General features: G+C 62.7%; 18 protein-coding genes. 4 read left to right on the top strand and 14 right to left on the bottom strand.

Annotation, left to right across the window (positions count from 1 at the left end; genetic code table 11):
* Positions 1 to 30 precede the first annotated feature (30 nt).
* Positions 31 to 1,323 (bottom strand): autotransporter outer membrane beta-barrel domain-containing protein, encoded by a 1,293-nt coding sequence (locus U5A08_RS29390; RefSeq protein ID WP_253400184.1) that lies wholly within the window; start codon positions 1,321 to 1,323, stop codon positions 31 to 33.
* A gap of 293 nt (positions 1,324 to 1,616) precedes the next feature.
* Between U5A08_RS29390 and U5A08_RS29385 the strand changes: the two genes are divergently transcribed.
* Both U5A08_RS29385 and U5A08_RS29380 read left to right on the top strand, forming a co-directional pair.
* On the top strand, positions 1,617 to 2,957 hold the full coding sequence (locus tag U5A08_RS29385) for a type II toxin-antitoxin system HipA family toxin (protein ID WP_321849625.1): 1,341 nt from the start codon (positions 1,617 to 1,619) through the stop codon (positions 2,955 to 2,957).
* Positions 2,954 to 3,235 carry a helix-turn-helix domain-containing protein gene (locus U5A08_RS29380; RefSeq protein ID WP_017850027.1) on the top strand — a complete coding sequence of 94 codons (282 nt, stop codon included), beginning with the start codon at positions 2,954 to 2,956 and terminating at the stop codon, positions 3,233 to 3,235. Before U5A08_RS29385 ends, U5A08_RS29380 begins: the two co-directional genes overlap by 4 nt.
* Positions 3,236 to 3,239: 4 nt before the next feature.
* On the opposite strand, the gene U5A08_RS29375 is transcribed toward U5A08_RS29380, so the two are convergent.
* Both U5A08_RS29375 and U5A08_RS29370 read right to left on the bottom strand, forming a co-directional pair.
* On the bottom strand, positions 3,240 to 4,070 hold the full coding sequence (locus U5A08_RS29375) for an amino acid ABC transporter permease (protein WP_321849623.1): 831 nt from the start codon (positions 4,068 to 4,070) through the stop codon (positions 3,240 to 3,242).
* Positions 4,067 to 4,888 (bottom strand): ABC transporter substrate-binding protein, encoded by an 822-nt coding sequence (locus U5A08_RS29370; RefSeq protein WP_017850025.1) that lies wholly within the window; start codon positions 4,886 to 4,888, stop codon positions 4,067 to 4,069. The genes U5A08_RS29375 and U5A08_RS29370 overlap by 4 nt, the downstream gene beginning before the upstream one ends.
* A 113-nt stretch (positions 4,889 to 5,001) precedes the next feature.
* Between U5A08_RS29370 and U5A08_RS29365 the strand changes: the two genes are divergently transcribed.
* The gene (locus U5A08_RS29365) at positions 5,002 to 5,904 is read left to right on the top strand and encodes a homocysteine S-methyltransferase family protein (protein WP_253400181.1); all 903 of its coding nucleotides are present in this window, start codon (positions 5,002 to 5,004) and stop codon (positions 5,902 to 5,904) included.
* Positions 5,905 to 5,978: 74 nt separating this feature from the next.
* Here the strand turns inward: U5A08_RS29365 and U5A08_RS29360 are convergent, their stop codons facing one another.
* Genes U5A08_RS29360 through U5A08_RS29350 form a run of 3 tightly spaced genes read right to left on the bottom strand, consistent with a single transcriptional unit; the run spans position 5,979 to position 7,742 of the window.
* Positions 5,979 to 6,650 carry a GNAT family N-acetyltransferase gene (locus U5A08_RS29360; RefSeq protein WP_321849621.1) on the bottom strand — a complete coding sequence of 224 codons (672 nt, stop codon included), beginning with the start codon at positions 6,648 to 6,650 and terminating at the stop codon, positions 5,979 to 5,981.
* 10 nt (positions 6,651 to 6,660) lie between these two features.
* Entirely contained in the window at positions 6,661 to 7,107 is a 447-nt protein-coding gene (locus U5A08_RS29355; RefSeq protein ID WP_321849620.1) for a GNAT family N-acetyltransferase, read from the bottom strand.
* Positions 7,104 to 7,742 (bottom strand): FMN-binding negative transcriptional regulator, encoded by a 639-nt coding sequence (locus U5A08_RS29350; RefSeq protein ID WP_321849618.1) that lies wholly within the window; start codon positions 7,740 to 7,742, stop codon positions 7,104 to 7,106. Before U5A08_RS29350 ends, U5A08_RS29355 begins: the two co-directional genes overlap by 4 nt.
* A gap of 102 nt (positions 7,743 to 7,844) precedes the next feature.
* Between U5A08_RS29350 and pdxR the strand changes: the two genes are divergently transcribed.
* Complete coding sequence (gene pdxR / locus U5A08_RS29345; RefSeq protein WP_321849616.1) at positions 7,845 to 9,395, top strand: MocR-like pyridoxine biosynthesis transcription factor PdxR; 1,551 nt, start codon at positions 7,845 to 7,847, stop codon at positions 9,393 to 9,395.
* Here pdxR and U5A08_RS29340 read toward each other — a convergent pair.
* The 8 genes from U5A08_RS29340 to aspA form a co-directional block, all read right to left on the bottom strand.
* The gene (locus U5A08_RS29340; RefSeq protein WP_321849615.1) at positions 9,380 to 13,951 is read right to left on the bottom strand and encodes a dermonecrotic toxin domain-containing protein; all 4,572 of its coding nucleotides are present in this window, start codon (positions 13,949 to 13,951) and stop codon (positions 9,380 to 9,382) included. The genes pdxR and U5A08_RS29340 overlap by 16 nt on opposite strands.
* Positions 13,952 to 14,056: 105 nt before the next feature.
* Positions 14,057 to 15,148 carry a polyamine ABC transporter substrate-binding protein gene (locus U5A08_RS29335; RefSeq protein WP_321849614.1) on the bottom strand — a complete coding sequence of 364 codons (1,092 nt, stop codon included), beginning with the start codon at positions 15,146 to 15,148 and terminating at the stop codon, positions 14,057 to 14,059.
* Entirely contained in the window at positions 15,145 to 16,179 is a 1,035-nt protein-coding gene (locus U5A08_RS29330) for a histone deacetylase family protein (protein WP_321849613.1), read from the bottom strand. The genes U5A08_RS29335 and U5A08_RS29330 overlap by 4 nt, the downstream gene beginning before the upstream one ends.
* A 133-nt stretch (positions 16,180 to 16,312) precedes the next feature.
* Complete coding sequence (locus tag U5A08_RS29325) at positions 16,313 to 17,305, bottom strand: AraC family transcriptional regulator (protein WP_321849611.1); 993 nt, start codon at positions 17,303 to 17,305, stop codon at positions 16,313 to 16,315.
* A 59-nt stretch (positions 17,306 to 17,364) separates the two neighbouring features.
* Positions 17,365 to 21,960: a dermonecrotic toxin domain-containing protein gene (locus U5A08_RS29320; protein ID WP_321849609.1), complete on the bottom strand. Its 4,596-nt coding sequence runs from the start codon at positions 21,958 to 21,960 to the stop codon at positions 17,365 to 17,367.
* 132 nt (positions 21,961 to 22,092) lie between these two features.
* Positions 22,093 to 23,070 carry an asparaginase gene (locus U5A08_RS29315; RefSeq protein ID WP_321849608.1) on the bottom strand — a complete coding sequence of 326 codons (978 nt, stop codon included), beginning with the start codon at positions 23,068 to 23,070 and terminating at the stop codon, positions 22,093 to 22,095.
* Positions 23,071 to 23,143: 73 nt separating this feature from the next.
* Positions 23,144 to 24,595 (bottom strand): alanine/glycine:cation symporter family protein, encoded by a 1,452-nt coding sequence (locus U5A08_RS29310; protein WP_321849607.1) that lies wholly within the window; start codon positions 24,593 to 24,595, stop codon positions 23,144 to 23,146.
* A 380-nt stretch (positions 24,596 to 24,975) separates the two neighbouring features.
* Positions 24,976 to 26,400, bottom strand: a complete 1,425-nt coding sequence (aspA, locus tag U5A08_RS29305; protein ID WP_017850012.1) for an aspartate ammonia-lyase — start codon at positions 26,398 to 26,400, stop codon at positions 24,976 to 24,978.
* Positions 26,401 to 26,426 lie beyond the last annotated feature (26 nt).

Below are 26,426 nucleotides of genomic sequence, written 5' to 3'. Positions count from 1 at the left end.
CGTGCAATTTGGCCGGTGCGCAGCGTGGGGTCAGAACCGCATTTGCCATTGGCCCATCAGGCCCTGGTTGCGGCTATGGTTGCCTGTTTCGCTGGCGTAGGTCAGGCCCACGGTGTGTTGCGGCGAGAGTGCGAGGTCCAGGCCGGCTCGGACGTTCAGGCTGTCGCGGTCCAGCGACGTGCCCTGGATGGTGAAGTCGTCCATCAGCCCCGGCGTAACGCGAAAGGATTGGCGGACCTGGCTGTCGACGTCGCCGTACAGGTGTTTCCAGTGGGTGCTGAGGTGGGGTGTCAGGGTCATCTGATTATCGAACCGATACAGCGACGCCAGGCGCAGGCCGAAAGTGCTGCTCAGATTCTGCTGGTTTTGCGAGCCGACGTTCAGCGCGGTCAGGCCACCCCGCTCCTTGAAACCATCGCGGTGATAGCGCTGGTAGCCGAGGCCGGCGAAGGGTTCCACGCTCAAATCCGCAGTGCCCAATTGGTAGCCCATTTCGGAGAAGACGGTTTGGCTGTTGGCGTTGTAATTGGCCCTGAGCTGCTCGGTGTAATCGAGCAGTTTGACGCTGCGCTTGTTCTGCCCGTCATGGCTGCTGTAGATCGCTCCCAGGCGCAGGGCCAACGGGCCGTCCTGACGCACGGCATAGCCGCCCAGGTGCCAGCTGTCGAGGTCGGCGGAAAAGCGCTGGGCATCCAGTTTGCTGCTGGATTTGGCCCCCATCACACCGACACGCCAGGCGTGGTCCAGCGCCCAGTCGGCACCCAGCAACAAGCCTTGAGTGCCATGTTTCAGACCGGCGCTGCCGGCTTTTTTGTCGAGCGTGCCGTCGTTGCCCAGGCTTTGCACCCAGAAGTGGCCAGCGTCGTCGGCGGGCAGGCTGCGCAGGACCGACAGCAGTTGGGTGCTCAGTTGCTGTGTGGTGTTCTGGGTCGCGGCCGCGAGGTTGGCGTTCTGGCTGGCGGCCAATTGCTCAAGGGCCGCGCCGATGCCGCCGGGCTGCTTGGTCAGCGCGTCGGCGAACTTCTCCAGTTCTTTGATTTGTTCGGAGGTCAGTTCGCCGGACTCCAGCAATTGAACCAGCGCGGGCTCCAGGGCCTTGGCGAGCTGCAGGCCATTGTGCGTGGTGGCTTGCCCAGTGAGGTAACCGTCGATGGGTTCGGCTTTTTCAGGCGACACGTCGGCCCACTCAGCATCAAGCGCGTCATAGGGTTGGAAATGATACGGCCGGTATTCGATATCGCCCCGCGCCTGAGCGTGTTGAAGGCTGGCGGCGCTGATCGCAAGCGCCATGACAAGTGCAAGTCGTTGGTGTGTAAAGGACATGTGATCCCAACCTCTGATGAGTGAGGCCGGAAATTTAGCGAGATAGCGGGGCGATAACTGTCAGGCTCTCGACCCCTGGTTTGCGGGAGTTGTCTCTAGTGCGGTGCGATTAAAAACTCATCGGGCTTTGTTCGCGACAGGATAAATGGCTATCTCATTTGCATTAAAATGCATTTTTAGATTAATTCTGGCGGTACAAATGCATTTTAATGCGTAAATCTGGTCATCTGCTGAGCGGGAAATGCACTATATTGCAGTACGCGTCCCGAACATTGCTTGCCAGGTGCACTTAAATGCAGATGGAAACGACCTACTCTTTGATACTGCAGATTTTCACCGCTGGTCATTGGCGTGACGCTATGCGGTTGGAGTTCTCGGAGCCTGAAAAGGGTTTTGATGGACCTTGCAGGTTTCATTATCGACAGGATTATCTAGTCGATAACCTGGACGCTGTCCGATTGCCTTTTTCCAAATCTGTCAGTGCGCGGTTTCCACTGGAGTGGGATGTTGCGGTTCTCAAGAAAGCGCCTGCTTTTTTGCACGATATTGCACCGGCAGGGGCGGCTAAGCGTTCTTTGATGAGCCGTATCGGCCACGAGAGGCCGGAGGGCGTCAGTACCGATTTGTTTTTACTGGGTCGCAGTACGCCGGCCCCCATTGGCCATATGCGGGTCAAGGAATCCGTGCAGGCACTGGACGGTACCGCACCGATTGGTTTTCCTCGTCGGGAAGTGATCAACCGCGATAACAGCTTTCTGGAATATGCCTATGAACAAGGCGCGGCAATCGGCGGGGCAACGGGCGCGGGCGGTGAGGCTTCGAAACTGTTGATGACGCAGAGTGCTGATGGCCTGTTGTACCCGGACGCTACCCTGAACGATGCCGAGGTTACTCAGCACTGGTTTATCAAGTTCGCACGTAACCAGGCGACCCAGAATGATCAAGACATCCTGAGAAGTGAGTATCACTACTACAGAGCTCTTCAGGTCTTGGGAATAGAGACGGTGGGTGCAGAAGGGCTGGCATTGGAAGAGGCCACCAAGCCGAGCCTTTGGATGCACCGCTTCGATCGCAAGGTCAGTAACGCCGGTGTCGAACGATTGGCCGTTGAGTCGATTTATTCCTTGGCGGGAGTGACGACGCCTGGCAGTTACATGGATCATCTTGAGGTGATCAGACTGCTGGTGAATCAATGGCGCGCGGTTGGGCAAGAAGAGCAGGTTGCCGATCTGGTTGCGGAGTACCTACGCCGAGACCTGTTGAACAAGGTGTTGGGTAACTCGGATAACCACGGGCGAAATATGTCGATCATCCGAGGTACCGACTCTCTGCGTCTGGCGCCGATTTATGACTTGGCCCCCATGGTGATGGATGCCGAGGGCGTTACCCGAACGACCAAGTGGCCCAAAGCGCTGGAAGTGGCAGGTGATATCAATTGGCGAGGGGTCTGCGATGCACTGGCCGAGATTATTGACCCTGAGCAAAGTTTTGAGCGGCTGCGACAAGACGCCGAACACTTGCGAGCTCTGCCGGACATCTTGGCTGCAGGCGGTTTGCCAGCGGTCACCTTGAACCACCCCAGCGTCCCGTTGGGGAAACTGGACATGCGTCTGAAGCAATGGGGGCTGAAATGACCATTACCCTGGATGCCCGCGCCCTGTTAATCGAACGTGTCGAACAGGGGCTGGCTGACGGTTCCCTTGCAATTGGCGAAGCCGTGCGCCGCCTGCGCACCGAAGTCACTGGCCTGCACCAAAGCCAGTTCGCCAAGATGTGCAAGATTTCCGTGCGTACCCTGGTGCATATCGAACACGGCGAGGGCAATCAAACCCTGAAATCGCTGAACGCCGTGTTCCGCCCCTTTGGCTTACAGATGGGCGTGGTCAAGGTGCGTCGCGAGTGGGATGACTAAGTCCTCACCCCCGTCGCACATACCCCTTGCCGTAATGCCGCTCCATGCGCGCCTGGATCAGTTCCAGGCCGAGGGACATTACCCAGTAGATGATCGCCGCCGTGGTGAGCATTTCGATATAGCGATAGCTGGAGCGGCCGTAGGACTGCGCGAGGAACATCACTTCCCACACGCCCATCACCGAGATCAGGGACGAGTCCTTGAGCATTGAGATGAACTGGTTGGTGGCGGGCGGGACGATGGTGCGCATGGCCTGGGGCAGGGTGACGTGCCAGAAGATCGCACTGTCGCGCATGCCCAGGGCCAGGGCGGCTTCCCGTTGGCCGTGGGGTACGCCGAGGATGCCGGCGCGGAAGATCTCGCTCAGGTAGGCGCCGTAGTTCAGCGACAGCGCGATGATCCCGGCGATGATGGCGCCCGGCACCAGGCCCAGTTGCGGCAGGCCCAGATAGATCAGCAGGATCTGGATCAGCAGCGGCGTACCGCGAAAGAACGAGGCATAGAAACTCGCGACGCCAAAGGCCACCGCGCTTTTCGACAGGCGTCCCAGTGCGGTGATAAAGCCCAGTACCGACGAAGCCGCGATCGAGCACAGGCACAGGAACAAGGTCAGCGCCGCGCCTTGCAGAAACCCGTTGGGCGCCAGGTGCACGCCGACCAGATTGGGCAGCTTGTCGAGGATGATCGAGAACTTCAGGTCAAAGCTCAGGAAGAAACTGGCGAACAGGCAAAACAGCGCGGCCCAGGTCAGGTACAGGCGCGTGCGAAAACCGAAGAGTCGCTGTAGCCGCGACGCGCTTGTCGGCGGCTTGGGCGGAGTGGGGAGTGCGGTCATTGGCTGATGTCGGCACCGATCCATTTTTGCGACAACTTGCTCAAGGTGCCGTCCTGTTTCAGCTGTGCGAAGACTTCACGCACTTTGCTGTCCCACTGCGGGTCGCCTTTTTCGATGGCCACCGAGTTGGGCTCGGCGTACAGCGCTTCGCCGGCCAGCTTGAAGCGCTTGTCCTGGCTCAGGCGCGGTTGGGCGGTGACCAGGTTGGTGAGGATCGCATCCAGGCGCACACCGGCGCCCAGGCCCAGGTCCTGGAAGGCCACGTTATCGGTGTCGTAGGGGGCAATCTGCACGTTCTCGAACGGGTACTGCAGTTGGGTGTCTTCGGCGCCCTCGATTACCAGGTTTTTGTTCAGGTAGCTCTCGTAGCTGGAGGCGCTGGTGAGGCCGACTTTCTTGCCGCTCAGGTCCTTGGCGCCGTGGATGCGCTCATCCTTGGCATTGACCACGATCACCGCAGGCGAGGCGTAGTACTCCACCGGGAAGTCGAACACTTCAGCGCGGGCCTTGCTTGGGGTCATCGAGCAGATGCAGATGTCGTAACGCCCGCTCCAGCGACCGGCGGCGATCACGTCCCAGGAAGGGGTCTCCAGGCGCAGTTTCACGCCGAGTTTTTGCGCGACGGCCTTGGCCACGTCAACGTCGAAACCGTCGAGCTGGTTCTGCTCGTTGAGGAACGAGAAGGGTGGGTAGCTTTCCATCAGCACGCCGACCAATTCGTGGTTTTGCTCAACCCGGTCCAGGGTTGCACCGCCGAAGGCTTGGGTGGAGGCAGCCAGCATGGTCAGGCCCAGGGCCAGTAGCGGTTTGAGTTTCAAGAGAGGCACCCGAATAAAAAAGAAGTTGTTATGAAGCGAATTTACCGTATTAAATAGTTATAAGAGCGACTCTCATAGTGAGTTATTTTCATAAGCTTATGAGTAAAAAGCATATGGCCGCAGTACGCACAGTAATTCTCGATGGTGGCATGGGCCGCGAACTGCAACGCCGCGGTGCGCCGTTCCGGCAGCCTGAGTGGTCGGCGCTGGCGTTGAGTGAAGCGCCGCAGGCGGTGGAAGCGGTACACGCGGCTTACATCCAGGCCGGTGCCGACGTGATCACCAGCAACAGCTACGCCGTCGTACCGTTTCATATCGGCGAAGCGCGGTTTGCCGCCGAGGGCCAGGCCCTGGCGGCGTTGGCCGGTGAACTGGCGCGGCGTGCGGTGGTGGCATCCGGCCAAGCGGTACGTGTGGCAGGTTCCCTGCCGCCGCTGTTCGGCTCGTATCGGCCCGACCTGTTCGAGGCCGACCGGGTCAGCGAACTGCTGACGCCCTTGGTGACCGGCCTGGCGCCCTATGTTGACCTGTGGCTGGCGGAAACTCAGAGTTCGATCGTCGAGGCGCGGGCCATCCGTGCGGGTCTGCCGGCGGACGGCAAGCCGTTCTGGCTGTCGTTTACCCTGAAGGACGAAGACACCGACGAGGTGCCGCGCCTGCGTTCCGGCGAGCCGGTGGCCGAGGCGGCCGAAGCGGCTGCGCAGTTGGGGGTGCAGGTGCTGTTGTTCAATTGCAGCCAGCCGGAAGTGATTGGCGCGGCGATTGACGCGGCACGCCAGACCTTCGAGCGCCTGGGGGTGGCGATCCAGATCGGTGCCTACGCCAACGCCTTCCCGCCGCAGCCCAAGGAGGCCACGGCCAACGACGGCCTCGACCCGTTGCGCGACGACCTCGACCCGCCGGGCTACCTGCAATGGGCGGCCGATTGGCAGAAGCGCGGCGCCAGCCATTTGGGCGGTTGCTGCGGGATCGGCCCGGAGCATATTGCGGTGCTGGCCGAGCAGCTTGCCGACTGACACCCGGTACGGATGGCACTGACGACCGAGTGTGGGGCAAGCCCCACACTCTGCTCCTGCGCTGTCTGTGGGATTTAGGCGCGGCACTCCGCCAGGCTTTTCAATTGCCCCGAACCTGCCTGGTTGGCCTCCGACAGCCAGTGCTCAAACCCTGCCCCGATCGGCGGCCATTCCGAGTCCAGGATCGAATACCACGCCGTGTCCCGGTTCTGCCCCTTGACCACCATGTGCTGGCGGAACACCCCTTCAAAACTGAACCCCAGCCGCTCGGCGGCATATTTGGAGCGGGCATTGCCGTTGTTGCACTTCCACTCCAGCCGGCGGTAGCCCAGTTCGAAAGCATGCTTGGCCAATAGATAAACGGCTTCGGTGCTTTTCGGCGAGCGTTGCATCGGTGCGCCGAAGGTGACGTGGCCGATCTCGATGCGCCCGTGGGCCGGGACGATGGACATCAGGCTGAGGATGCCCTGCACGTCGCCGCTGGCGCGGTCGATCACGCTGAAGAAATACGGCTCGTTGTGCTGGGCATGGTTGTCGAGCCAGGCATCGAACGCGGCGCGGTCGCTGAACGGGCCATACGGCAAATAGTCCCACAGCTTGGGGTCGGCGCCGGGGCCTTCGAGGGCTTGCCACAGACCGTCGGCGTGGCGTCGCGGGTCGAGTTTTTCCAGGCGAATGAAACGCCCTTCGAGCAGTTGCACCGTGGGCGCCGGGACGCCTTGCCAGTCGGCGAGAGAAGTGGACATGCTGCGCTCCTTAAAGACCTTTGCGAAATTGGATGAAACCAGGGCGTTCGGCAATGCGTTCGTACAGTTGGATCGCGGTGGCATTGGTTTCGTGGGTCAGCCAATGGACCTTGCAGCAGCCGTCGGCTTTGGCCGTGGCGTAGACGAATTCGATCAATTTGCGGCCAACCCCGCTGCCGCGCTGGGCCGGGTCCACCAGCAGGTCTTGCAGGTAGCAGGAGTTTTCAATGCTCCAGTTGGAACGGTGGTAGATGAAGTTGACCATGCCCACCGCTTTGCCGTCTTGCCAGGCGAGCGCCGAATGGGTCGGCTCGCGTGCGTCGATCAGGCGTTGCCAGGTGCTCTGGCTGACGGCGTCCGGCAGTTCGGTGTTGTAGAACTGCAAATACGCGTGCCATAGCGGCAGCCAGGCGGCTTGGTCGGCGGCAGTGACCGGGCGGATGTCGATCGGGCTCATTCTGGGGCTCCTTGAGGAATGAAACGGGCGAGGGTCTGGTCGCGCACGTCAAGGCTGGCGGCCAGCCCTGCGCGCACGCCCTGGATGTCGGCGGCACTGCGGTTCTGGCTGAGTTTGCGTTTGCCGATCAGGCGTTCGATGGGCAAGGCGAAACCGACGATGGCCTTGAGCATGCCTTCAATGTAGTCGGCCGGCGCGTCGCTGACTTTCCAGGGCTGGGCGCGGCGGCCTTCGTGGCGGTCGGTGAGGGCGCTGACCACGCCGAGCAGGCGCTCGGCGTCGGTAAACACGTCGGCCGTGCCGTAGGCGTGCACCGCCAGGTAATTCCAGGTGGGCACCACTTTGCCGTGCTCGGCCTTGGCCGGGTAAAACGCCGGGCTGACATAGGCGTCGGCCCCGGCAAAAATCACCAGCGCTTCGCCGCCGTTCTGCAGGTCGTGCCACTGCGGGTTGGCCGTGGCCAGGTGGCCGTAGAGCGTACCGTTCGGGCCTTCGTCCGGGTTGAGCAGCAGTGGCAGGTGGCTGGCTTGCAGGCCGTGCTCACCCATGGTCACCACCTGCGCCAGGCGTGTGTGCTGGATCAGTTGCTGCAGTTCGGGTAAATCGTCGAGGGCAAAGGCGCGCGGTGTGTACATGAAAGTATTCCTTGGCGAATGCCTGCATCCTAGGCAGGCTAATGGTTCGTTGTAAGAGCCATCTATGACCCATTTTATAGGTCCAATTCCGGAGCCTGCCCTATGTCGCCCCCTGCGCCGCCGCTGTCGTTCAACCCTGCGGGAATCGAGCTGGATCGTCGTCAGGGGCTGACCCGCCAGCTGTATGAAGCCTTGCGCCAACGGGTGCTGGACGGGCGATTGGTCAGCGGCACGCGCTTGCCCGCCACACGCGACCTGGCCGCGGCGTTGTCGATTTCGCGCAACAGCGTGGTACGCGCCTACGATCAGCTGTATGCCGAGGGCTTCACGCAAAGCCGGGTGGGCGACGGGACTTACGTCGCCCAACTGCCCAGCTCAAAAAAACTATCCACAAAACTGTCCACAGGGTTATCAACAGGCTTATCCCCAACCTTATCCACAATCGACCTTAAAAAGGCCGATATTCCGTGTGAAAAAGTTATCCACAGCGCGGCCCTGGATCGCCTCGAAAACAACCATTTGCCCCTGCCGCCCACCGGTCCACCACGGGCGTTCCGGGTGGGGGTGCCGGCCTTCGATCTGTTCCCCTTTGACGTCTGGGCCAAGCTGAATGCGGCTTTTTGGCGCAAGCCGGACCTCGAACTCTTGTGTTATGGCAACCCGGCCGGGGACGAGCGATTGCGCGGGCTGATCGCCGCTTACCTGCGCAGTTCGCGGGGCATGCAATGCACGGCTGAGCAAATTGTGATCACCAGTGGCGCACAGCAAGCAATTAGCCTTTGTGCACAGTTGCTGGTGAGCCCCGGCGATAGCGTGGCGATTGAAAATCCCGGCTACCGCGCCGCCGGTCATGCGTTCGCCCTGGCCGGTGCGCACCTGCAGGGTGTGGCGGTGGACAGCGAGGGGATCGACTGCGGCGTATTGAACCGCCTCGACAACTGCCGCCTGGCGTATGTCACCCCGTCCCATCAGTACCCCTTGGGCGTGGTCATGAGCCTGGCGCGGCGCCTGGAGTTGCTGGCCTGGGCCGAACGCAGCGGGGGCTGGATCGTCGAGGATGACTACGACGGCGAGTACCGTTACAGCGGCGCGCCGCTGGCCCCGCTGGCGGCCCTGGATCGCAGCGGGCGGGTGTTGTATGTGGGGACGTTCGGCAAAGTCGCGTTCCCGGCGCTGCGTCTGGGTTATCTGGTGTTGCCGCCGACGCTGGTCGACGCGTTCGCCCAGCGCCGCGCCGTGGATGTGCGGCACTCGGAGGTCAGCACCCAGGCGGTGATGGCGGAATTCATGGCGGCGGGGCATTTTCAGCGACACATCCGGCGCATGCGCCGCGCCGCGCTCAGCCGGCGCAACGCACTGTTGGAGGGCTGGCCGGGCGCGCTGCCGGGGGTGGGCAGCCTGCCCAATAGTGCCGCAGGCCTGCACCTCACCGTGCGGGTGGACAGCCTCGCCCGCGAACAACAACTGGTGGCGCAGGCCCGCGCGGTGGGCGTGGAGGTCAATGGCCTGAGCAGCTATTGGCTGGCGCAGGCCGGGCCACCGGACGATCAGCGCGCCGGCCTGGTGCTGGGCTTTGCCGCAGTGCCCGAGGCGGCGATCCGCCAGGCGCTCGCGCGGTTGCGCGAGGCCTGGACAGGTCAGGCTGAGGGCTGAGGCGGCTTGGCTTTCAGGAACAGCGAGCGGGCCAGGTGCAGGCCGATTTCACTGCGGTACACGGCGATGTCGCTCAAGGGTTCGAACCGGCCGCCCATCAGTCGTTGCTGGCGGTTCTTCAGGTGGGCTGCGGTGTAGGCTTCTTCCGGCCCGGTGAGGGAGGGGTAGTGAAAGTGCGCGTACCACAACGGGCGCTTGGTGTTGGCGTCCACCACCGCATATTCCTGCAGGAAACCCTTGTCGCGCCCCCTCAGTCGGGTGCGGGGGCCGACAGGCGGGTTGACCGTCACGGCGCCCTCGCGCAACAGCAATTCGACGTGCGCCGCCTCCGGTGGTCGGCGTTTGAGCACTTCGATCTTGATCCGTTTGCCTTCCCGGTAAAGCTGGGTGATCGCCTCATCGAGGCGGCGGTTAGTCAACGCGGCTGACGGCGAGGCGCTTTCGGTCTGGTTGCTGGAGGTCAGCGCCTCTTCGATATCCTGGCTGGCCCGTTCGAGTTTTTTGGCGTGCTGGTGGAAGCGCTCTTCGATTTCCACCGGCAGTTGCCGGGTTTCCTTCGCCCAGGCTTCCTTGTTGGTGATAAAGGCGTTCACCCCATCGACCAGCGCCTGACCGGCGCTGATGCTGTTTGCCAGGTTACGCGCCTGGCTGCGGGAAGCGGGCTTGGGCGTCAGTTCGCGTTCGACCCACACCCCCGGCTCCTTCTCATGGAAGGTCGCAATCACTTTGCCGGTCAGGGGTTCCTTCACGTCGACCAGTGTCTTGCCGTCTTCGCCGGGGCTTTCACGCTCTTCGCCGACCACCGTCCCCTTGAAGCGCGTCTTGATGTATTTTTTCTTCGTCATAGGGGCGGCGCGCGACGGGCCAGCAGTGGGCTCCATGGCTCTGCGTTCGCGAAGCTGGGTCGTCAGTTGTTTCTCTGCGTGTCGCGCGAACTCGTCCACCTGTTTGCGCAGGTTTTCCAGGTCGGGCTTGTTGAGGTCGTTGGGAAACTCGGCCGGTAGATCCACCAGGTTCTGGTCCACCCTGGAGAATTGGTCCATCAGGCTGTCCAGGGTTTCGATCAACTGCTCCGGCGGCACCGCGTTGCGCGGTTGCAGGGCCTCTCTGAAACTTTGGACCGCCAGCTCCGCCACATCGACGATACGGTGCAGGGCTTCCCTGGCGTCGGCGCGCGTGGCCGATTCGCCGTCGGCCACGCACAGGAAGTGGCCCAGGGTGATCTTGAACGCCTTGAGATCATCAAGGGCATAAGCGGGCAGGTGCGGCTCATGCAACTGGATCAGCCGGACCCCGAGCGCGCCCAGGGCGCGAGCCTCCTTGAAGCGTGCCTGAAGGTAGCCCAAACGTTCCACCATCGCCTGTGTCGCGTCATACATGGTGCGATAGTGAACGGCGGGCAAGGCGTCTTCTTCAACGCCCTCGATATCGAGGTGGCCCTGTATGGCTTCCAGTTGTTCGCGAAACGGAACCTGTTGTTCGCTGATGGCGGAGCGCGCCAGAAACAGCTGATGTTCCAGGTAGCCGGCCATGGCGTTCTGATAGTTGGGCACCGTGTCGAGAATATTCAGGGATTTGAGCTGGGAAATCGGTACGTCGATTTCTTTGAGGCGTGTATCCACCTGTTCGAGAAAGGTGGTTCTGGCCGCGCCTCTGGCGTCGTCCGTCGCGCTGTCGATGGCGCCTTGCAGGGCTTCAATGTCGTGCTGGCGCTGGGCCTGCTCGCTGTCGAAGGTTGCCAGTTGCCGGCGTAAATCGGTGATTTTCGGCGGCCTGAGGGCTTCGCCTTTTTTGCGGCGGCTGCGCAGGCCGCCTGCGCGCAGGCGCAAGCGCGTGTCGACGAACCATTGACCCAGGCGATTGGCGATCAGCGGCGGGCCGCGCCGGCCGGGTTGGCGCGGATCGATGATCAACACGGTGTCGTTTTCGTCGACCATCACTTCAAACCAGCGTGTACCCACCGGCGCATACCAGTGTGCGGTTTTGGCGTAGAGATGCTGATGGGGGCCTTCCACCGTCTGTTGCGCGCCCAATTGATCGGGTTTGGGCAGCGCGAAACTGTCGAGGAATGTCCCCAGGTTCTGTGCGCTGCGGTTCAGGGCGCCACTGATGTGCAGGGTGTGTTCGTGGTCGACGGGCAGTTCTTCTGTGGCGATATCCGGCTTTTGCACGGCTTCTACCGTGGCCTCCGGGGTCGGCAATGCGGGCGGTTCGCCAGGTTTTTCGAGCGGCGATGCAGGCTGGTGCGCCGTGGCGACGTGCGTCGCCAACACCATGCCGAGCGTCAGCAAGATATCCACCAGCGCCGAGAGCCCGGCTGAACGGTCACCGATCTCGTTGGCGTCGACCATCTGTTGCAGGTCATCCATCAGTTGCCAGATCCAGGTCGCGGCGCCCGCAGCGCGGCCCATGAACGGCAGCGCGGTATTGAGCATCAGCCACCCGGCATGCTTGAAACTCTCCCAGCGCGCCTCGGCGTTCGACACCGATTGGCGATCGGCCAGGGTGACCAGCGCGTCGGCGTTGGCCCGGAACAGCGTGGCGAAGTCGTCGTTGCGCAGCACTTCGCGGCCCAGGTCGATGGGCCCGGTCATCACCAGTGCGTTGAGCGGGTCGTTCAGCAGACTGGTAAATACCCACGGCGAGGGCAGGCTGCCGGGAAACACAAACTGCGCATACGCCGTTCGCACCTTGTCGGGCAGCCAGGCCAGGACCGATTGGCGCAACGGCGTGTCTTGTTTGATCGCGTACAGCAGGTTGGTCGGTGACGGGAACTGCATCAACGCTTGGTTGGACAGTGGACGGTAGAGCAGGCAGGGGCCTTGTTTCGGGTCTTGCGGGCCAATGACGAACATGTTGCCGACGACGTCGACCGCCGAGCCCGGGCGGCGTTTGGGGAGCAGGGACAAGCGGCGGATGACCACCGCCGCGCCGTCGACCACACGCGCTGCGCTGTCTGGATTCATCACCGCGCAGACATAGCGATAGCCCTGTTCGCTGAGGCCGTAGACCCCTCGGACTTTGTACTGTAACGCCAGTAAGGGTAATTGCAGGCGTAATTGAGCGGTGTAGAGACGTTGCCGGCGCAAGGACTCGGCAGGCTCGTCGAGCAACATGCGTTTGACCAGCGCCGGGTAGTGCTCACCAATGTTCGCCTGGGTAATCAACTGCTCCAGGTAGGCCGCCGTCATCCAGGCGGGTACGGCGCTGGCGTTTTCATAACGGACGGTTTTGTTGCCCAAGGGCAAGGCGATCAGGTTTTCCAGGGCCAGTTCGGCCAGGGTAAAGGTTTGGGTCTGGATGTTTCCCGGCACGATCAGGGTGCCCCACACCTGCACGCTGGTGACGCTGATCCGCACGTTGTCCAGCGTGGTGCGGGCCACGCCGGGGTGGTCCTTGATCATCAGGGTGTGGATCGCATCCAGGGCAAAATCGCCGATGTGCTTGATCCCGTCATCGAAGGCTTTACCCGCATGCTGCAGGTGCAGGGCCGCGAGGTCCATCATGTAGCGCCCGTAGGTGGCCTGATCCGACGGGGATGCGGTGAGTATCCAGTCGGGCAAGGCGCCATGCACCCAGTCGATTCTGTCTTGATCGAGCGGCGCGCGCGGGGCGATTTCGCTGGTCGGCTTGTCGTGCGCCATGGCCGGGATCAGCTCATCGCTATCGAACGCGATTGCGCCGATCGCCTGAATCTGCAAGGAAATAAACGCACAGGCCTGCTGTTCGAAAAAGTCCCCGGCAGGCTGGAACAATCGCCAGTGGAGCTTGGCCGCCTGTGCAGTGGTGACGCGAATGCGCAGGGAATCGCCAAACGCCTTCAGGCTTTTGAAGGAGGCGTACCCGTCGGCGATCGAATAGCTGAGGATGATGTCACGCTCGCCAAGGCGCCCGACCAGCACCGCCAGCGCCGACAGGTTGAGGTGTTTGACCTGTGTGGCGTGCTCCAGGTCGACGTCGATCAGATAGGCCTTGGTCGCGTATTTGTCCTGGGGCAAACGCCGGGCGGAATCCGGCGTGTGGAACACCGCCCTGGCCATATTGCATTCATCCTCGTCCCAGCCTTCCACGCTGTCGACATTCCAGATCGCCCGCAAGGCATTGGCAAAGGTGCGCCAGCGCGGGCCTTTGTGGTGGTCGTTCTCGTTCCAATACGCGAGTTGTTGCTCTTGATAGGCGACGCGCAGCAGCGGTGCCAGCTCATTGATCAGACGGCCGATGGCGTCCACTTTGACCGGCAGATGCACGTTCGGCCCGGCGGCGGATTGATAGATCAGGTAGTGCTTGCCGTCGAGCCACGTCACTGGCACGCCGGATGTTGCACTGCGGCACAAGGCGCCGGTCAGCGACTGGAGTGTCGGGGCACCGGGCAGGATCGCCCCGGCCGTGATCCGCCAGCCTGGCGTCACCAGCGTGGTCAGGTCGGGGTCGATGGCGAGATCCGGGTACAGCTCGCGCACGCTCGAGCGCAGGGTGGCGGCCGCGACTTCGCGCAAGGACGGGCCGGTGGTCAGTTGAGTCAACAGGTCATTGGCGCTGGGGGGAAATGAGGGCAAGGGAGGGCTCCTGACGGGCGAGGCGGGCTGCCGAATGCAGCCCAGCACCTCGACCACGTTAGGGCGCAGGCCCGTCAGGTGGTGGTAGTTAGATAGCGGGCGCGGCTATGTCCCCGATTTGATCTTGGTCCAGGCCCGTGTCCTGGCGCGCTCGGCGTCGCGGCCCAGGGGTTTGAGGGTATACAGCGTGGCCATCGCCGCCTCGGTGGGGTACAGGTTGGGGTTGTTGCGGATCGCAGGGTCGACCCGTTCCGTCGCGTCTTTGTTCGGGTTGGGGTAACCGACGAAGTCGCTGATCGGCGCGATCACCTGTGGTTGCAGCAGGTAGTTGATGAAGGTGTAGGCGTCCTGCGGGTTTTTCGCGCCTTTGGGCAGGGCGAGCATGTCGAACCAGATCGGCGCGCCTTCCTTGGGCAGGCGCATGTCCACAATCACGCCGTTCTTGGCTTCCTTGGCGCGGTTGGCGGCCTGGGAGAAGCTGCCGGAATAACCGACGGCCACGCAGATGTCTCCGTTGGCGATATCGGCCATGTACTTGGAGGAGTGGAAGTAGGTGATGTACGGGCGGATTTTCATCAGCAGCGCTTCGGCTTTTTCATAGTCCTTGGGGTTGTTGCTGTTGGGGTCCAGGCCCAGGTGTTGCAGGGCCAGCGGCAGGATCTCGGACGGCGAATCGAGCAGCGCGACGCCGCACTGCTTGAGCTTGCTGATGTTCTCTTCCTTGAAGATCAGGTCCCAGCTGTCCACCGGCGCATCGGCGCCGAGCGCGGCCTTGATCTTGTCGGGGTTGAAGCCGATCAGGATGGTGCCGTACATGTAGGGCACGGCGAACGTGTTGCCGGGGTCGTTGGCCTCGAGCAGCTTCATCAGCTTGGGGTCGAGGTGGTTCCAGTTCGGCAGTCGGCTGCGGTCCAGGGGCTGGAATACCCCGGCTTCGATCTGCTTGGCGAGGAATACGTTGGACGGCACCACCACGTCGTACCCGGAATTGCCGGTGAGCAGCTTGGCTTCCAGGGCCTCGTTGGTGTCGAAGATGTCGTACACCAGCTTGACGTTGGGGTTCTGCGCCTTGAAGTCTTCCAGCGCCTTGGGCGTGATGTAGTCGAACCAGTTGTAGACCTGCAGGGTTTTCTCTTCGGCATGGGCCGCGCCGCCGAGAACGGCGGCGCAGAGGACGAGCGATTTGAGCATGTTCATTGGATGGCCCCCTCAAAACCTTCGAGAACGTTGACGGCGTTGATGCCGATTTCTGCCACGGCGTAGCCGCCTTCCATCACAAACAGCGTGGGTTTGCCCAGGCGCGCGATGCGTGCGCCCATGGCCAGGTAGTCCGGGCTGTCGAGCTTGAACTGCGAGATGGGGTCGTCCTTGAACGTGTCCACGCCCAGGGACACGACGACGATGTCGGCGGCGTAGCGCTCGATTTCTGTGCAAGCCTCGTCAAGCGCCGCGCTCCAGTGCGCCCAGTCGGAACCGGCCGGCAAAGGATAGTTGAAGTTGAAGCCTTCCCCGGCGCCTTCTCCGCGTTCGTCGGCGTAGCCGAGGAAAAACGGGAACTCCGCTTCCGGATGTCCGTGGATCGAGGTAAAGAGCACGTCGTTACGCGCGTAAAAGATCGATTGAGTGCCGTTGCCGTGGTGGTAGTCCACGTCGAGGATCGCCACCTTCCGCTGGCCCTGGTCGAGAAACGCCTGGGCGGCGATGGCGGCGTTGTTGAGGTAGCAATAACCGCCCATCAAGTCGCCGGCGGCATGGTGCCCCGGCGGGCGACACAAGGCGAACGCACTGTGGGCGCCGCGCTGGATCGCTTGTTGCGCGGTCAGCGCGACCTGGGCTGCGCTGTAGGCGGCTTGCCAGGTACCGGCGGTAATCGGTGCGCCGCCGTCGAAGCTGTAGTAACCGAGCTGGCCGTGCAGGCTGGTGGGCAACACGCGGCGCAAGGTGCGGGCGGGCCAGGTGTAGGGCAACAGGTCGCCGTCCTCGCCGAATGCGCTCCAGCGTTGCCAGGCACCTTTGAAGAAGTCCAGGTAGTCGCGGCTGTGCACACGTTCAAGCGGCGCCAGGCCAAAGTCCTGTGGGGCAAGGACCGGGCCCAGCCCACGGGCTTTGACCCGCTGCAGTACGTGGTCGGCGCGCGAGGGCATTTCGAAGCAGGGCATCAGTTGCCCGTCCATCAGTTCACAACGGCCGTGGTGCAGGTGGTGATCGTCCGAGTAGATCGTCAGCATGTTGTTGTTCTCCGCAGGCGGTATCGGTGCCTGCAGTCTTGCGGGTGGGGCGCTTTATGAGAACGGCAGGAGCGGCCAAAAGGGGATAAATCGGGCCAAATTGTGTGTCCGCAATTCGCCCATCAATGGGGCGTCATGCGCGAAATTGGCTCGGCGCCACGCCGCTCCAGCGCACAAAGGCATGCCGGAAACTCGCGGTTTCGCTGAAACCCAGTTGCTCGGCGATGCGGTAGATCGGCAGTTCATCCGCCGCCAGCCATTGCTTGGCGCGCTCGAAGCGCAGTTCGTCGAGCAGTTCCTGATAGCTGCACCCCAGCTCGTGCAAGTGTCGGCGCAGGGTGCGCGGCGAGCAGTTCATCTGTGCGGCCAGGCCTTCAATCCCCGGTGCGGCGCCGAGTTGGCTGGCGAGCAACTGGCGGATTCTGCCCAGCCACGCCTGGCGGCCGGTGAACTCCAGGTTCTGTTTGCGGCAGCGCTCGGCCATGGCCTGGTGGGTCACGGCGTCGGCCAGGGGCAGGGGTTGGTCCAGCCAGCGCTTGTCGAAGGCGAAGGCGTTGGTGCCGGCGTCAAACTGCAGCGGGCAGGCGAAGCACTCGCTGTAGCGCGCGCGATAATCCGGTGCGCTGTATTCGAAGCGTGCGCCAAGCAGCGCCAGGGGCTGGCCGAGCAGGTCGTCGCAGATCACCTTCAGCGAGGCCAGGCACAGTTCGACGTTGAACATTTGCATGGCCGGGCTTTCGCGATAGTCAGCGGCAGTGAACCAGATGCGTTCGCCGTCCGCCTCCAGGCTCAGCGTGAACAGTGTTCCCAGCAGCGCCGGATAGCGCAGCGCCAGGCGCAAAGCGTCACCGAAGGTGGCACTCGTCAGCAGCGCGTAACCGAGCATGCCGTAGGCCGACACGTGCATCTGGCGGCCCAGCGCCAGGCCGACATCGCGGCGCAGGGCCACGGCATTGGCGCACACGCGCATTTCCTGATTGGTGGTGATGCGCGTGTCGGCGCGGCTCAAGTCCGCCGCGCAGATGCCGCTGCCCGCGAGCAAGGCCTCGCTGGGCAGCCCTTGGGCCTTGAAGGTGTCGAGCACCAGCGACACCGCGTTGAGGGTGGTGAGATGAGCGTGCAGCATCGACGGCTCCAACGGGTCTGGTGCGCTGAAGGAGCAAATTGTGTGCCGTCGGCCACGTATCAGGTCCGGTTGAAAAATAAGGTTTGGGCCTGGCTCTCGTTGATCTCGCTGCGGTGGAACGCGATGCGTTGTGCGCTGTTCAGGCCGTTGGTGGTATCGGCTGCCGCGCCCAGGCTGTGCTCCTGTGGGGTCTTCAGACGCGCGCGGATAAACGCCCTGGGCGTGGTCCAGTCGGCTGAATAGTGGAAATGCGCGTACCACAGCACCTTATGGGTGCTGCGGTCGGTGATGGTGTATTCGTCCAGGTAATCCGGTGTGGCGGACTTGATGCGCCGTCGGCTGACGGTTTTTTTGATGGTGATTGCGTCGCGGGCCTTGAGCCATTGCACGCCGGAGGGGGTGGGCGGATGCTGCTGGGTCATCCTCTGCACATTGTCTATGGAGTGTTGATAGAGGGTGGCAGTGGCGTCGCTGAGGGCCTTTTTGACGGTACTGGCCAGGGTCACGTCGCCGTGCGCGAGATTCTTCTGGGTCAGGGCTTGCTCGATACTGCGCGTGGCTTGTTCCAGGCGCTGGGCGTGTTGATGGTACAAGTATTCGATGCCGATGGGCGTGCGCTGGGCCTGACTGGCCAGGCCGGTGATCCGTTGTTTGAAGTCCGGTAAACCGTCGAGCAGGTCCTGGCCTGCGTCCACGCTGGTTGGCAGGTCGATGGGCGTGTTCGCCGTCTGTGGACTCTTGGCCCGTTGCACCCAGAAGCCGTCCGGCTTCTCGTGAAACGTGGCGACCACGGTGTTGGAGAGGGGCGAGCGAACATCCACCAGCCCGGTGTCCAGGCCCGTGGCGGACAATTGCGGCTCGCCCACCACCATGCCGTGGTAACGGGTGCGGATGAATTTTTTCTGCGGGCGTGGCGGGGTGGGCGGCGGGCTGGGGGTGGTTCTCAGTGTGCTGCGTCGGTCGGCCAATTGCGCAAGGTTGGTATTGGCGCGTTCTGTGTACTCGCCGAGCCGGTCGCGCAGGCGGGTCAGCGGTTCCGCCAGGGAGGCGCTGGAGAATTCGGTGGGGAAGTCCTGCAGGCGCTCGCCCAGCACGCTGAACTGTTCGATCAGGCTGCTCAGGGTCTCGATCTGTTCGTCGATGCGCCTGTCACTGCGCTCGTGCAAGGTGTCGCGCAGGGCCTGGATGGCGATGTCGCAGGCGTCGACAATCTGGTCGATGGCCGCCCATGCCAGCGGTGCGCTGAGGGTGGTGTCTTCGCGCAGGCACAGGTTGCGGGCCAAGGTGACTTGCAACGCCTTGAGGTCGCTGCTGCTGTAGGCGGGCAGCAGGCTTTTGGTGTCCTTTATCAGGCGCAGGCCTTCGCCGGGCAGGTCACGCAGTTGGTTGAAGCGCGTTTCGAAGTACTCCAGGCGCCCAATCATGCCGTGCAGCGTTTCATTCATGTCGCGCGCATCGGGGATGTTGCGCACGCGTGGGTCGGCGGCCTGTTTGGCGATGTGGTCCAGGGTGGTGCGCAATTTGGGGGTAAAGGTTTTCAGTACCTCGTTGAGGCCGGCCCAACTGAGGCTCAATTGAGCTTTGATATACCCTACGCTGCGGTGCAGGTAGTCAGGCGTTGGCGCAACCACGTTCAACTCTTTCAGGTTTTGCAGGGCTGTTTCGTAGTCTGTACGCTGGGTCTCCAGTTGATTGAGGTAGGTCCTTTGCGCGGCCTGGGCCGAGGTGGAGGGGGCGTCGAGCAGTGCTTGATGAGCGTTTTGCAGGGTTTGCTGGGCGGTCTTTTTCTGTTGCTCGAAGGCGGTGATCGGGGCGCGCAGTTGGTTTGCCTTGCGTTCGGCTGCCGCCCGGGCTTTGCGCTCCAGGCTTCGTGAGCCGCCACCACGCAGGCGCAGCCGGGTGTCGATGAACCATTCGCCCTTGAGATTGCCGATCAGAAAGGGGCCGTTGCGCATGGGTTGCTTGGGGTCGGCGATCTGCACTTCGTCGTTTTCGTCCACCGTCACTTCGAACCAGCGTTCACCGACCTGTGCGTACCATTTATTGAGCAGCGGGTAGAGGTGACGATGAGGGCCGATGCGCCCTGAGGCTTTGCCGCGCACCGCCGGTTTAGCGACCTTGAAACTGTCCAGCAGGCTGCCCAGATCGCTGGTATTGCGATTGATCGCGGCCAGGGTGTGCAGCGCGTGCGGGTGATTGTTGGGCAGTTCAACTGCCGAGAGGTTGGCCAACTGGTTGACCGTTACGGGTTTGGCGATCACCTCGGGCTTGGCCGGAGGTTTCGCGACCGGCTCCTCCTTGGCCAAACGCGGGGTTGACGGCGCGTTGCGGCTGGCGATGTGCAGGGTCAACACCATCCCGATGTTGAGCAAAAGTGCCGCCAGGGTCGACCATTCGGCCGGTTTGTCCTTCTGCTGCCGCGCGTCGATCACCGCCTGCACCTGGTCCAGGATCTGCCAGATCCAGGCGGCGGTGTTCACGGTGTGACCCAGGAACGGCAGTGCCGCATTGAATATCAGCCAGCCCGCCTGCTTGAACGAGGCCCAACGGCTTTCGGCGTTCGACGCCGACTGCCGGTCGGCCAGTGTGATCAGCGCGTTGGCGTTGGCGTTGAACAGTTCGGCGGGCAGATCGCCGCTGAGTGTTTGCGTGCCCAGGTCCATGGGCCCGCTCATCGTCAAGAGTTTGAAAGGGTCGGCCAGCAACGTCACGACCGCCCAGGGTGAAGGCAACTCGCCGGGGAATGCGTAGCGCGCGTAGTCGTCGCGCACGTTGTCCGGCAGCCAGGCGAGGACCGAGTCGCGCAGGTTGCGCGATTGGCGGATCGCATACAACAGGTCGGCCGGTGACGGGAATTGCAGCAATTGCAGTTCCGCCATCGGGCGATACAACAGGCAGGGCCCGGCGTTCGGGTCCTGGGGGCCAATCACAAACATGTTGGCCACCACGTCTTGCGTGGCGGCGCTGCGGTTTTTCGGTACGAAGGCCAGGGGGCGAAGGACAATGGCTTGCCCGTCGACCTGGCGGTCCGTCGCCTCTGCCGCCAGCACGGCCGCGACGTAGCGATAGCCCAGCTCGTCGACCCCGGCGTGTTGGCTCATTTTGTATTGCAATGCCAGCAGCGGCAGTTGGATACGCAAATGGCTGCTGTACAGGGCGCGCCTGCGGGTTGATTCGAGGGGGTTGTCGAGCAATTTGTTTTTGGCCAGGGCCGGGTAGTTTTGACCGACGTCCACCTTGCGGATCAGGCTTTCAATGTAGGCCACGGTCAGCCATTCCGGCAGGTCATCGGCGTTGCGCTGGCGGATGCTTTTGTCGCCGAGGGGCAGGCCGATCAGGTTTTGCAGGGCCAGGTCGGCGAGGCTGAAGGTGGTGGTGTCGACCTTGCCCGGCAGGGTGAAGCTGCCCCAGACAATCGGGCTGCGCACCTGAATCTCGATGCTATCCAGGTGCAGGTTCGCCGCGTCGGTGTGCTCCTTGAGCATTTCGGCGCGCAGTCTGTCGAGTGCGTAGGTCTGGATGTGCGGGATGTCATCGTCGTAGGACTTGCCGGCGTTGAGGCTGTGCAGGGCGCTGAGGTCTTTGAGGTAGCGTGCGTAGAGGCTCAGGTCGGTCGTGGAGGCGGACGTCAGCCAAGCAGGCAGCGCGTCGAGATAGCGTTTGAGGTCCGGTTGCTTTTTACCGACCAGTTCCTGGGTGGCCGGCGGCAGGTTGATTGAGGATTCGCTGGGGTCGATGCGCCGCAGTTGCTGAGCGTCGAGCTGCCCGATGAACGCGAGCTGTTGGGCGATCAGCGTGCAAGCCTGGTGATCGAAAAAATGCCCGGCGGGCTCGAACAGTCGCCATTGGATGCCGCTGGGCGCATGGCGGTCTACGTAGCTGGGCAAGCTCTGGCCCAGTTGCTCCAGCGTGGCGAATTTCTCGTAGCCGTTGAACAGGGAGTACGTGAGGATATGCGTCTCCCCTTCGTGGTTGCCGATCAGCACGGCAATCGACAGCAGGCCCAGGTGGGTGACGGTCGCGCCGTCGACCTGATCGACATCCACCAGGTAGGCCCGGCTGGCGAATGTGTCGCCGGTCTGGCGGCGCGTCAGTTCCGGCGCGGCGTACAGCGTGCGGGCCATGGCGCAGTCCTGCTCGTCCCAGCCGTCGACGCGGGTCACATTCCAGACCGAGCGCAGCGTGCTGGACAGGGCTTGCCAATGGGGGCCGGAGGTGCCGTTGCTGGAGTTCCAGAACGCCACTTGTTGTTCCTGGTAGGCGGTGAGCATTATCGGCGCCAGCAGGTTGATCAAGGTGGCGATCTGCGTGATGCGTACCGGCAGGTGGGCGCTGGGGGGTTGGTTTTTTGGCTGGATAAGGTAATGCACGCCTTCGACATAGAGCGTGGGTTCGCCCGAGATGGCCTGATTGGTGAGGATATCGGTGAGGGTTTGGTACGTGGTGGGGCCAGCGACGATTTCATCGTCGACCACGTCCCATGCCGGCGTGCCGACCAGGGCGATGTCCGGGTCGAGGCCCAGGTCCGGGTAGAGTTCTTGCAATGAGCGGCGTAACAGCGCGCTGGCGGCTTCCCGGAAGGCGGGGCCCACGCAGAGTTGGGTGACCAGCGTGTCGGTGGGGTTGAGATGAAGGGTAGACGTTTGTTGGCTCATGGGGGGTTCCTGCCTTGCCATTTCATGGACGCTGCCGGAAGAACAGCATCGGCATGCTAGAAAGGGGCAAGGCAGGAAGGAGGCTAACTATGTAGTTGGCCGGTATTTTTTACGGGGTTTTTGTGGCGCGACTCAGGCCAGCTCACCGCACAGGTCCAGTTCCACCAGGCGGCGCACTTCGCTGGTCGCGAGGCCGGCGCCGAGCAGGGCCTGCAATTTGCCGAACGCCGCTTCGCGGGTCATGCCGCCACCGGACAACACGCCCACGCCACGCAAACGGCTGCCGGCTTCGTACACATCCAGCTCCACGCCGCCTTCGTGGCATTGGGTGATCGCGACCACGACCACGCCTTGCGCCTGCGCGCGCTGGAGGCTGGCGAGGAACTCGGGGTCATCGCTGGGCCCGGTGCCGCTGCCGAAGCATTCCAGGATCAGCGCCTGCAGGCCGCTTCCAATCAGGCCGTCCAACTGGGGCGCGCCGATACCGGGCACCAGCGGCAGCACGCCGACATTGGCCAGGGCCTTGGGCTGACGGTAATCCAATGCAGCGGGCAGTGCCTCGGCCTTGGCCACACCGCCGTTGCGTTGCAGCGCGGCAAACGGATGGCGCCCGAAACTGCGCACCTTTGCGCAGCGTGTCGGCGCCATCAGCGTACCGTGGAAGTACAACTGCACACCCGGCGCCAGGCCTTGGCCCAGGGCCAGCAGCGCACCGCTGACGTTTTCCCAGGCATCGCTGTCCGGTACGCCAGCCGGGAGCATGGAGCCGGTGAACAGCACCGGCGCCGGCAGGCCCAGCAGTTGGAAGCTCATGGCGGCCGCGCTGTAGGCCAAGGTGTCGGTACCGTGCAGGATCAGCACCGCGTCGCAACCGGCGTCCACGGCTTCGACCACGGCAGTGCGTAGGCACTGCCAGTAGGCCGGGGTCATGTTGGCGCTGTCGATCAGCGGCGCCATTTCCCGGAAGCGCCATGCGGGCATTGGCTGGTTGGCGAGTTGTTCGCGCATACGGGCTTCGAAACCGGAGGCGGGGATCAGGCCGTTGGCGCTGGCTTGCATGCCGATGGTGCCGCCGGTGTAGAGCACCATGACGTTGTTAGCTGCTTGCATCGAAAAATCTCCTGAACGAAAAACGCCGCCAAGCCCAGAGCATGCCCAAGGCCAGGCGGCGTGTCATCTACGCTTAGCGTTGCGCCAGCGCGATCGATTCAGCAGGCGCTTTAGCGGCAGGCTCCGGTTTCACCGGGTTGGCCGGCCAGGCGTTGAGGTCCAGGTCCAGGTCGGGGAACTGGCTGGAGTCGAAGACCGGGGTCCTGATGCCCGCTGCGCGCTGGTTGTCGTAGTCGTTCAGGATGCGCATGGCGATCTTGAACAGGAACGCCAGGGCGAACAGGTTGACGAATGCAAGCATCGTCATGGTGATGTCGGCGAAGGCGAACACGGTGCTCAGGTTCTCGATCGAACCCCAGAAAATCAGCACCAGCACCAGTGCGCGGTAGCCCATCAGCACCTTGCGGTTGTTGCCGACCAAAAAGCGCAGGTTGCTCTCGCCGAGGTAGTAGTTGTACATGATCGAGGTGAACACGAACAACGCCAGGGCCACCGAGATGAACATCCGGCCCCACTCGCCGACTACGGCCGCCAGGGAGTTCTGGGTCAGGGCAATGCCGTCGCCTTCGAAGCCCGGGGTGTAGAAACCGGAGAGCAGGATCAGCAACGCGGTGCAGGTGCAGATCACGAAGGTGTCGAGGAACACGCTGAACGCTTGCACCACACCTTGAGCGATCGGGTGTTCCACCGACGCGACTGCCGCCACGTTAGGCGCACTGCCCAAACCGGCTTCGTTGGCGAACACGCCGCGCTTCACACCCATGATGATCGCGCTGCCCACCAGGCCGCCGAAGGCCTGGTCGAGGCCGAACGCGCTCTTGACGATGGTCGCGAGCATGGCCGGCACGTGGTCGAATTGCAGCACGATCACGTACAGGGTCACGGCGATGTAGACCAGGGTCTTGACCGGCACCAGCAGGTCGGCAATCGAGGCGATCCGCTTGATCCCGCCGATGAACACCAGGCCCAGCAATGCCGCCAGGGCCAGGCCGGTGTAGGTGGTGTCGAGGCCGAAGGCATTGTTCAGCGAGTGCGTTACGGCATGCGCTTGCAGGCCGTTGAAGGCAAAACCGAAGGTTACCAGCAGCAGGAACGCCATCACCATGCCCAGCCAGCGTTTGTGCAGGCCGTGCTGGATGTAATAGGCCGGGCCGCCACGGAAGGTGCCTTCGGCGTCGGTGCGCTTATACAGTTGGCCGAGGGAGCACTCGATAAAGCTCGAGGACATGCCCACCAACGCGGTGACCCACATCCAGAACACGGCACCCGGGCCGCCCAGGGTCACGGCAATGCCGACGCCTGCGATGTTACCGGCACCGACGCGGCCGGCCAGGCTGAGCATCAGCGCCTGGAACGAGCTGAGCTGGTCGGAGCTGTTTTTCAGGCTGTCGCGAAACACCGAAAACATGTGGAAAAAGTGACGCAACTGAACGAAACGCGAGCGGATCGTGAAGTAGCCGCCGAGCCCGACAATGAGCACGATCAGTACTTTCCCGGAGAGGAAGTCGTTGATGACTTCGAGCATGGAGTGTTCCTCGCTGATTTTTCTAATGGCAAACGCAGGACGGTTCGACGCTGTCGCTTGGCACCAGGCAGTGCGCGACGGTTCGACCCCATCCTTTTGCGGGTGTTGTTATTCATGCGGTTTCGCGTGTGTCCGGGCCTCGTTACCGACGGCCGTTGGCGCGAAGAGGGGCGGCACTATACCTAGGCGAACGTGATCCGTCTGCCTGGGCTGATTAAAGGTTTCAGCCAAGGGGTGGCGGGCAGGGGCGATGTTGGAATTTTTATGGGCGTCATTTCACAACCTTGAGGCAAAAAAAAGGGCCTGAAGAACGAGCCTTCGGGCCCTCAAAAGGTGAGAGGTGTCTAGTCCCTCAACCTGGTGAGCGGTGCAACAAACGCTTAGGCCTTCAGTGGGACCAAGCGTGGGGCAATCATGTTTTCGGGGCGCAGGATGTCGTCGAGCATGGCGTCGTCGAGCAAGCCTTCTTCGCGCACCAGTTCCAGCACGCCGCGGCCGCTTTCGAGGGCGATACGCGCGATGCGGGTGGCGTTTTCATAGCCGATGTACGGGTTCAGCGCGGTGACCAGGCCGATGGAGTGCTCCACCAGTTCGCGGCAGCGCGCTTCGTTGGCGGTGATGCCGACGATGCAGTGCTCGCGCAGCATGTCCATGGCGCGTTGCAGCAGGCGGATCGAGTCGAAGATCTTGAAGGCGATCAGCGGCTCCATCACGTTCAACTGCAGTTGGCCGCCTTCGGCTGCCATGGTCAGGGCCAGGTCGTTGCCGATGACCTGGAAGGCCACTTGGTTGACAGCTTCCGGGATCACCGGGTTGACCTTGCCGGGCATGATCGAGCTGCCTGGCTGGCGTGCCGGCAGGTTGATCTCGTTGATGCCGGTACGTGGGCCGCTGGACAGCAGGCGCAAGTCGTTGCAGATCTTCGACAGCTTCACCGCAGTACGCTTGAGCATGCCGGAGAACAGCACGAAGGCGCCCATGTCGGAGGTGGCTTCGATCAAGTCCGCCGCCGGCACCAGCGGCTGGCCGCTGATGGTGGCCAGGCGTTGTACGGCCAGGGCCTGGTAGCGCGGGTCGGCGTTGATGCCGGTGCCGATGGCGGTGCCGCCCAGGTTCACTTCGGTCAACAGCTCCGGCGCCAGGGTTTTCAGGCGGGCCAGGTCTTCGTTGAGGGTGGTGGCAAAGGCGCGGAATTCCTGGCCGAGGGTCATCGGCACGGCGTCTTGCAATTGGGTACGGCCCATTTTCAGCACATGGTTGAACTCGACGCCCTTGGCGGCGAACGCCTGGATCAGGCTGTCGAGGCTGGCCAGCAGCGCGTCATGGCCCAGCAGCAGACCCAGGCGGATCGCGGTTGGGTAGGCGTCGTTGGTCGACTGCGCCATGTTCACGTCGTTGTTCGGGTGCAGGTACTGGTATTCGCCCTTGTTGTGGCCCATGGCCTCCAACGCGATGTTGGCGATGACTTCGTTGGCATTCATGTTGGTTGAAGTGCCAGCGCCGCCTTGAATCATGTCCACCACGAACTCTTCGTGGAAGTCGCCGCGGATCAGGCGGGCACAGGCTTCGCTGATGGCTGCGTGCTTGGCTTCGCTGAGCTGACCCAACTCGCGGTTGGCGTCAGCGGCTGCTTGCTTGACCATTGCCAGGCCGACCACCAATTTCGGGTAATGCGAAATCGGAACGCCCGAGAGGCGGAAGTTATTCACCGCTCGCAGGGTCTGGATGCCGTAATACGCTTGGGCAGGTACTTCGAGTACGCCAAGCAGGTCTTTTTCTGTGCGGAATGATGCAGCGGAGGACATGATGGAAATCATCTCGATATGGACCC

The organism is Pseudomonas paraveronii (genome assembly GCF_963681955.1).
Classification (GTDB): Bacteria; Pseudomonadota; Gammaproteobacteria; order Pseudomonadales; family Pseudomonadaceae; genus Aquipseudomonas; species Aquipseudomonas paraveronii.
This window is presented reverse-complemented; position numbering and strand designations above follow the sequence as displayed.

Bases quoted from the DNA above. Each gene is read 5' to 3' on its own strand.
- U5A08_RS29390 (WP_253400184.1), bottom strand. From the start codon at position 1,323: ATGTCCTTTACACACCAACGACTTGCACTTGTCATGGCGCTTGCGATC.
- U5A08_RS29385 (WP_321849625.1), top strand. From the start codon at position 1,617: ATGCAGATGGAAACGACCTACTCTTTGATACTGCAGATTTTCACCGCT.
- U5A08_RS29380 (WP_017850027.1), top strand. From the start codon at position 2,954: ATGACCATTACCCTGGATGCCCGCGCCCTGTTAATCGAACGTGTCGAA.
- U5A08_RS29375 (WP_321849623.1), bottom strand. From the start codon at position 4,070: ATGACCGCACTCCCCACTCCGCCCAAGCCGCCGACAAGCGCGTCGCGG.
- U5A08_RS29365 (WP_253400181.1), top strand. From the start codon at position 5,002: ATGGCCGCAGTACGCACAGTAATTCTCGATGGTGGCATGGGCCGCGAA.
- U5A08_RS29360 (WP_321849621.1), bottom strand. From the start codon at position 6,650: ATGTCCACTTCTCTCGCCGACTGGCAAGGCGTCCCGGCGCCCACGGTG.
- U5A08_RS29355 (WP_321849620.1), bottom strand. From the start codon at position 7,107: ATGAGCCCGATCGACATCCGCCCGGTCACTGCCGCCGACCAAGCCGCC.
- U5A08_RS29350 (WP_321849618.1), bottom strand. From the start codon at position 7,742: ATGTACACACCGCGCGCCTTTGCCCTCGACGATTTACCCGAACTGCAG.
- pdxR (WP_321849616.1), top strand. From the start codon at position 7,845: ATGTCGCCCCCTGCGCCGCCGCTGTCGTTCAACCCTGCGGGAATCGAG.
- U5A08_RS29335 (WP_321849614.1), bottom strand. From the start codon at position 15,148: ATGAACATGCTCAAATCGCTCGTCCTCTGCGCCGCCGTTCTCGGCGGC.
- U5A08_RS29330 (WP_321849613.1), bottom strand. From the start codon at position 16,179: ATGCTGACGATCTACTCGGACGATCACCACCTGCACCACGGCCGTTGT.
- U5A08_RS29325 (WP_321849611.1), bottom strand. From the start codon at position 17,305: ATGCTGCACGCTCATCTCACCACCCTCAACGCGGTGTCGCTGGTGCTC.
- U5A08_RS29320 (WP_321849609.1), bottom strand. From the start codon at position 21,960: ATGAGCCAACAAACGTCTACCCTTCATCTCAACCCCACCGACACGCTG.
- U5A08_RS29315 (WP_321849608.1), bottom strand. From the start codon at position 23,070: ATGCAAGCAGCTAACAACGTCATGGTGCTCTACACCGGCGGCACCATC.
- U5A08_RS29310 (WP_321849607.1), bottom strand. From the start codon at position 24,595: ATGCTCGAAGTCATCAACGACTTCCTCTCCGGGAAAGTACTGATCGTG.
- aspA (WP_017850012.1), bottom strand. From the start codon at position 26,400: ATGTCCTCCGCTGCATCATTCCGCACAGAAAAAGACCTGCTTGGCGTA.